The 6,002-nt window shown below is 69.3% G+C and carries 7 protein-coding genes and 1 pseudogene; 6 read left to right on the top strand and 2 right to left on the bottom strand.

Annotated elements, in window-relative coordinates; translation table 11 throughout:
- On the top strand, nt 1-208 hold a 208-nt coding region (locus AB0J09_RS54005; RefSeq protein ID WP_360709999.1), incomplete at its 5' end, for a WYL domain-containing protein.
- A 1-nt stretch (nt 209) separates the two neighbouring features.
- Here the strand turns inward: AB0J09_RS54005 and AB0J09_RS54000 are convergent.
- Nucleotides 210-1,100, bottom strand: coding sequence for an SDR family oxidoreductase (locus AB0J09_RS54000; RefSeq protein ID WP_360709997.1), 891 nt, complete (start codon nt 1,098-1,100; stop codon nt 210-212).
- 345 nt (nt 1,101-1,445) lie between these two features.
- Here AB0J09_RS54000 and AB0J09_RS53995 point away from each other — a divergent pair, with 345 nt between their 5' ends.
- Together AB0J09_RS53995 and mctP are read left to right on the top strand one after the other, a co-directional pair.
- Nucleotides 1,446-1,655 (top strand): DUF3311 domain-containing protein, encoded by a 210-nt coding sequence (locus AB0J09_RS53995; RefSeq protein ID WP_360709995.1) that lies wholly within the window; start codon nt 1,446-1,448, stop codon nt 1,653-1,655.
- Nucleotides 1,652-3,259: a monocarboxylate uptake permease MctP gene (mctP, locus tag AB0J09_RS53990; protein ID WP_360709993.1), complete on the top strand. Its 1,608-nt coding sequence runs from the start codon at nt 1,652-1,654 to the stop codon at nt 3,257-3,259. Before AB0J09_RS53995 ends, mctP begins: the two co-directional genes overlap by 4 nt.
- 39 nt (nt 3,260-3,298) lie before the next feature.
- Here mctP and AB0J09_RS53985 read toward each other — a convergent pair whose 3' ends face one another.
- Entirely contained in the window at nt 3,299-3,643 is a 345-nt protein-coding gene (locus tag AB0J09_RS53985) for a DUF6285 domain-containing protein (protein WP_360709991.1), read from the bottom strand.
- Nucleotides 3,644-3,702: 59 nt separating this feature from the next.
- Between AB0J09_RS53985 and AB0J09_RS53980 the strand changes: the two genes are divergently transcribed.
- The 3 genes and pseudogenes from AB0J09_RS53980 to AB0J09_RS53970 form a co-directional block, all read left to right on the top strand.
- Complete coding sequence (locus tag AB0J09_RS53980) at nt 3,703-4,497, top strand: type II CAAX endopeptidase family protein (protein ID WP_360709990.1); 795 nt, start codon at nt 3,703-3,705, stop codon at nt 4,495-4,497.
- Nucleotides 4,498-4,564: 67 nt separating this feature from the next.
- A complete protein-coding gene (locus AB0J09_RS53975; RefSeq protein ID WP_360709989.1) occupies nt 4,565-5,755 on the top strand; it encodes an acyl-CoA dehydrogenase family protein in 1,191 nt (396 codons plus the stop codon).
- A pseudogene (locus tag AB0J09_RS53970) lies at nt 5,752-6,002 on the top strand (phosphotransferase family protein); the annotation flags it as partial. The gene AB0J09_RS53975 and the pseudogene AB0J09_RS53970, both read left to right, overlap by 4 nt.

The raw sequence follows: 6,002 nt of genomic DNA, 5'->3' as shown, positions 1-6,002 counted from the left end.
GCTGCGGCACATCGCCGCCCCGGCCGCCGTCGACCAGGCACTCGCCTCGCTACAGCCGGACGGGACGGTGCGGCTGGAGGTGGAGTCTGTGGAGGTGGCGTACTCGCAGGTGCTCCGGTTCGGGCCGGAGGCGGAGGTGCTGGATCCGCCGGAGCTGCGGGCGATGGTCGCCGACGCCGCCGCCCGCATGTCCGCCCTCTACCGTTAGGTCACCGGTAGTCGGCCGGGTCGATCTCCTTGCCCGGCTCGCGTACCTCCGTGATGAAGCTCCACACCCGTGGCCGGCTGCCGTCCACGTCCGTGAGGCCGTACGCCTCGGCCAGTTCCTCGCTCGACACCGACCTGCCCGACCAGCGCTGCCGGTCCGGGTCGCCGGCGAGGGCCGCCACGCCCCTGCCGACGTACGCGGGTGTTTCGGAGACCTGCCAGGCGATGTCCACCTCGGCCTCCCGCCAGTTGTCCTCGGTGACGCCGAAGTTGTCGAGCATGGCCTCCGAGCGCAGGAAGCCCGGCGTGATCGCCACCCCGGTGCCGCCGTACGGGCGCAGTTCGTTCGACCAGGCGAACCCGAGCCGGTTCACCGACATCTTGGCCAGGTCGTAGTAGACGTTCTCCCGGTAGCGGGTCTCGTTGAAGGCCCAGGTGCCGTCGGTGACCTCCACGACCAGCCCGCCCTCGTTCCTGATCATCAGCGGGAGCAGGTGGCGGCTGGTGATGATGTGGGTGTCGATCGCCAGCCTGAGCAGCCGGAGCCCCTTGTCCATGTCATGTTTCCAGACCGGCGTGTCCCAGTCCCACAAGTGCTCGCTGCCCCAGATGTCGTTGACCAGCACGTCGAGCCTGCCCTGCTCGCGGTCCACGCGCTCGGCCAGCGCCTGTACCTGGGCGGAGTCGAGGTGGTCGACCTGGACGGCGATGCCTGTCCCGCCCGCCGCCGTCACCAACTCGGCCGTCTCCTCTATGGTCTCCGGCCGGTTCATCTCGGAGCGCTGCTCCCTCGTGCTCCTGCCGGTGCAGTAAACCGTCGCGCCTGCCGCGCCCAGCGCGACCGCGATGCCCCGTCCCGTTCCGCGGGTCGCCCCCGCTACCAAAGCAATCATGCGAGCGATCGTTTCCCGAATACCCGACATCTCGTGTCATCTTTTCCGCCGGATGATGACGTGGGGCGGTGGGTGGCGCAGGGATCTGTGGTGCGCTGGAGGGCGGTGGGACCGTTCGGCGCGGGGAAACGACCATTCGGCGAGGGTGCTGGGGATGGCGGCATTGGCGTGTTTAGAGTTGCGCCAGGTGTAGGCGTGGCGCTCACGAGGTCGGCTCAGGCATTTAGGCCAAAACGTAATACTAACGTCATTTGGTTTAATACCTCCGTAAAGCTAACCTCCCTCCATTGCTAATCGTCAGGAACCGGTCACAACACCGCTCCTGATCCACTCATCGGAGGGTCGATGACTACCGGGGAACCCGGGCAGCCGCGCACAGACCGCAGCCCATGGAACTGGCTGCTGGTCCTGCCCATCGTGCTGCCGCTGCTGACGTTCCTGTTCAACGCCGACGAGCCCCGCCTGCTGGGCTTCCCGCTCTTCTACTGGCTGCAGCTCGCCTTCATCGTGGTCGGCGTCACGTGCACGACCATCGTCTACAGGATGACCAAATGAGCGGGCACACGACCGAGCTGGTCGTCTTCATCCTGCTGTTCGTCCTGGTCAGCGGCATGGGGTTCGTGGCCGCGCGGTGGCGGCGGCCGAACGACCTGGCGAGCCTGAACGAGTGGGGCCTGGGCGGGCGCAGCTTCGGCTCGTGGATCACGTGGTTCCTCGTGGGCGGCGACCTCTACACCGCCTACACGTTCGTGGCGGTCCCGGCGCTGGTGTTCAGCTCCGGCGCGCTCGGCTTCTACGCGCTGCCGTACACGGTCGTGGTGTATCCGCTGGTGTTCCTGGTGCTGGCCCGTATGTGGTCGGTGTCGCACGTGCACGGGTTCGTCACCCCGGCCGACTTCGTGCGGGCCCGCTTCGGCTCGCCGACCCTGGCGCTGGTCATCGCGATCACCGGTCTGGTGGCGACGATGCCGTACATCGCGCTCCAGCTGGTGGGCATCGAGGCTGTGCTCAAGTCGATGGGCATCACCGGGCACCTGCCGATCATCATCGCGTTCGCGATCCTGGCCGCGTACACGTACCAGTCGGGCCTGCGGGCGCCCGCGCTGATCGCGTTCGTCAAGGACGCGCTGATCTACATCGTGATCCTGGCGGCGGTGATCTACATCCCGGCCAAGCTCGGCGGGTGGGACTCGATCTTCGACGCGGCCAAGGCCAAGTTCGACAAAACCCCCGCGCCGGACGGCATCATCCTCAACGCCAACAACCAGCTCCAGTACATAACGCTGGCGTTCGGTTCGGCGCTGGCGCTGTTCCTTTACCCGCACAGCCTCACGGGCGTGCTGGCCTCGAAGAACCGCAACGTCATCAAGCGGAACATGTCGGCGCTGCCCGCCTACAGCTTCGTGCTCGGCCTGATCGCGCTGCTGGGCTTCATGGCCATCGCGGCGGGCACCAAGCCGGTCGTGGGCGCCAACGGCAAGGCCGACACGAACACGATCGTGCCGATGCTGTTCGACCAGCTGTTCCCCGACTGGTTCGCGGGCGTCGCGTACGCGGCCATCGGGATCGGCGCGCTCGTCCCGGCGGCGATCATGTCGATCGCGGCGGCGAACCTGTTCACCCGCAACATCTACCGCGAGTACCTCAACAAGAACGCCACCGACGCCCAGGAGGCCAACGTCTCCAAGATCGTGTCGCTGGTCGTCAAGGTGGGCGCGGTGCTGTGCATCCTGCTGCTCGACCCGCAGTTCTCGATCGACCTGCAGCTCATCGGCGGCGTGATCATCCTGCAGACGCTGCCGTCGGTGGCGCTGGGCCTCTACACGCGCTGGTTCCACAAAGGCGGCCTGATCGCGGGCTGGGCGGCCGGGCTGGGGGCGGGCGTGTGGATGCTGTACCTCATCCCGAACCCGGCCAACGGCAAGCAGCACTTCGGCGGCTCGGCGTTCGCGCTGTCGAACCTGGGCTTCGACACCAAGATGACGATCTACGCCGGGTTCCTGGCGCTGATCGTCAACCTGGTGGTGGCGGCCCTGGGCACGCTGCTGTTCCGGGCGATCAAGGTGGCGGACGGTGAGGACGCGACGACCCGCGACGAGTACTTCGCGGACGAGGGCGACCCGAGGGTGAAGGACCTGGATCTGGCCGACTCCCACTGATCCGACTGACGGCCCGCCCCACCGCGAGGGGGCGGGCCGTCAGTCTGTCAGGTAGGCCGGGTTGGCGACCTCCAGTTTCGCCCGTACGGCCTGCTCCAGGGCCGCGACGAGGGCGTGGTCGTCCTCGACGCGGCCCTCGCGGATGGCGGCGGCCAGCTCCGCGTCGTCGGCCACGCCCAGCCCGGCCAGGCGCGCCGCGTGCTCGCCGGCTTGGGAGGGGCCGAGCGAGATCTCCCGCTCCACCATGCCGAGCACGTTGATCGCCACCCGCGTGTGGAACCGCACCCGCCCGTCCACGGCCGGGAGCACGTCGCTCTCGAGGAAGTCACGGACGGCGGCCACGAGCTGGGACGCCGTGGGCACATCGTGCGGGGCAGGTGTCATCTGGAATCCTCAATTCGGCGTTTATCTTGACCCGATCAATGAACGGTTACCCTGCGGCCATGCGCACTGAGTCTCCCACCGAGTCCTTCCCTGGGCCTCCCCTGGTGCTCGCACCGAAGCTCATCCGGGCCGAGGTGCTCGTCGTGTTCTCCGTTTCACTCGGCGCCAGCGCCCTCGTGGCGCTCGTCCGGCTGATCGGCGCGCTCACGGCGCCCAGGGAGCTGAAGGGCCAGCAGGCGGTGCTCGTCGGGTCGATGGCGCCCGGGCGGCCGTGGCTGGACCTGGCGCTGCAGCTCGTCGACATCGCGATCACGGTGGCGCCGGTCGGGCTGGTGGCGTACCTGATGGTGCGCTCCGGGGAGTCGCTGCGCACGATCGGCGTGGACTTCCAGAACAAGACTCGTGACGCGGTGCGCGGGGCGCTGCTGGCGGCGGCGATCGGCGGCACCGGGCTGGCGTTCTACCTCGCCGTGTGGGCGGCGGGCGTCAACCTGACCGTGGTTCCCGGTCAGCTCCCGCAGGTGTGGTGGCAGGTGCCCGTGCTGCTGCTCGCGGCCGCGCAGAACGGGGTCCTGGAGGAGGTGCTCGTCGCCGGATACCTGCTGCACCGCCTGGGGCAGGCCGGATGGAGTCCGTGGAAGGCCGTAGCGGTGTCGTCGGTGCTGCGGGGGTCGTACCACCTCTATCAGGGGTTCGGGGGGTTCATCGGGAACGTCGTGATGGGGCTGGTGTTCGGGCGGCTGTACCAGCGGTGGGGCCGGGCCATGCCGCTGGTCGTGGCGCACACGCTGATCGACACCGTCGCCTTCGTCGGATACGCCTTCCTGCACGGCCGCGTGAGCTGGCTGCCCTGAAACCGTTGACCGCGTTGGTTGACCCCGTTGGTTGACTGGGCAACTGGTTTCGGGATGAGATCCTCATATGAGCTTCGCCGTGCCCGACGGCGTCCGGCCGGTCCGCGACGCCGTCTACGCGTTCATGACCGAGCGGGTGGAGCCCGCCGAGCCGGTGCTGCACGCGGGCGGGCCCGACGCGGCCGCGGCGCTGGACGAGCTGCGGGCCGAGGCCAAGAAGGAGGGCCTGTGGGCGCTCGGCCACCCGCGCGAGCTGGGCGGCGGCGGGCTGCCGTTCCTCGACTACGTCTACGTCAACGAGGTGCAGGGGCGCAGCGAGTTCGGGCAGCTGGCGCTGGGCACGTTCACGCTGCAGGACTCGCTGATGCTGCACGAGCACGCCTCGCCCGAGCAGCGCGAGCGCTACCTCGAGCCGCTGGTACGGGGTGACATCTGGCCCAGCTTCGCCATGACCGAGCCGACGATCTCCAGCAGCGACCCCACCCAGATCAAGACGGCCGCGGTGCTCGACGGGGACGAATGGGTGATCAACGGGCACAAGTGGTTCACGACCGGGGCGTCGCGGGCGGCGTACACGACCGTGATGTGCAGGACCGAGCAGGACGCGTCGCCGCATCTGGCATTCTCCATGATCCTCGTGCCGACGGACACGCCCGGCTACCGCATCGTCCGCGAGACCCCCGTGCTGGGGCTGGACGGGGCGCACTGCGAGGTCCGGTACGAGGATGTCCGCGTGCCCGCCGCCAACCTGCTCGGCCCACGCGGCCACGGGTTCGTCATCGCGCAGCAGCGGCTCGGGCCCGGCCGGATCTTCCACTGCATGCGCTGGCTGGGGCAGGCGCAGCGGGCGTTCGACCTGATGTGCCGCAGGTTGCAGGAGCGGACCGCGTTCGGCGAGCCGCTGGCGAAGAAGCAGCTCATGCGGCAGCACGTGTTCGACTCCTACACCGAGATCCAGGCCGCCAGGCTCCTCACCCTCAACGCCGCCGAGGCCGTCGACGCGGGCAAGCAGGCCCGGGTGGAGATCGGCGCGATCAAGGTGGTGGGGGCGCGCATGCTGCACAACGTGATCGACCGCGCCATCCAGGTGTACGGAGCCGCGGGGCTCACCCCTGACACACCGCTGGATCGCATGTACCGGCACGCGCGGGCCGGGCGGATCTACGACGGCCCCGACGAGGTGCACATCGACTCGGTGGGCCGGCGCGTCCTGGGCGAGTACGCGGCGGGCGGCAACTGGGAGTTCGGCCTGCGATGAGCGAGCTCCACGCCATCGTCGGCGAGGTGTTCGGTGCCGGCGCGTCGGTCGCCTTCAGCGCCCGGCTGCCCGGCGGGGCGTCGCGCGAGACGTGGGCGCTCGACGTCGTCACCGGCTCCGAGCGGCACGAGCTGATCCTGCGGCTCGACTCCCCCGGCGCCGCCGTGGAGGCCCCCATGGAATCCAGCGGCGGGCCGGCTGCGGAGGCCGCGCTGATGCGGGCCGCGTCCGGCGCCGGAGTGCCGGT

Origin of the sequence: Nonomuraea sp. NPDC049784, assembly GCF_040659615.1 — a bacterium.
Classification (GTDB): Bacteria; Actinomycetota; Actinomycetes; order Streptosporangiales; family Streptosporangiaceae; genus Nonomuraea.
Note: the sequence above shows the minus strand (reverse complement) of the source record. Positions and strands in the feature narration are given on the sequence as shown.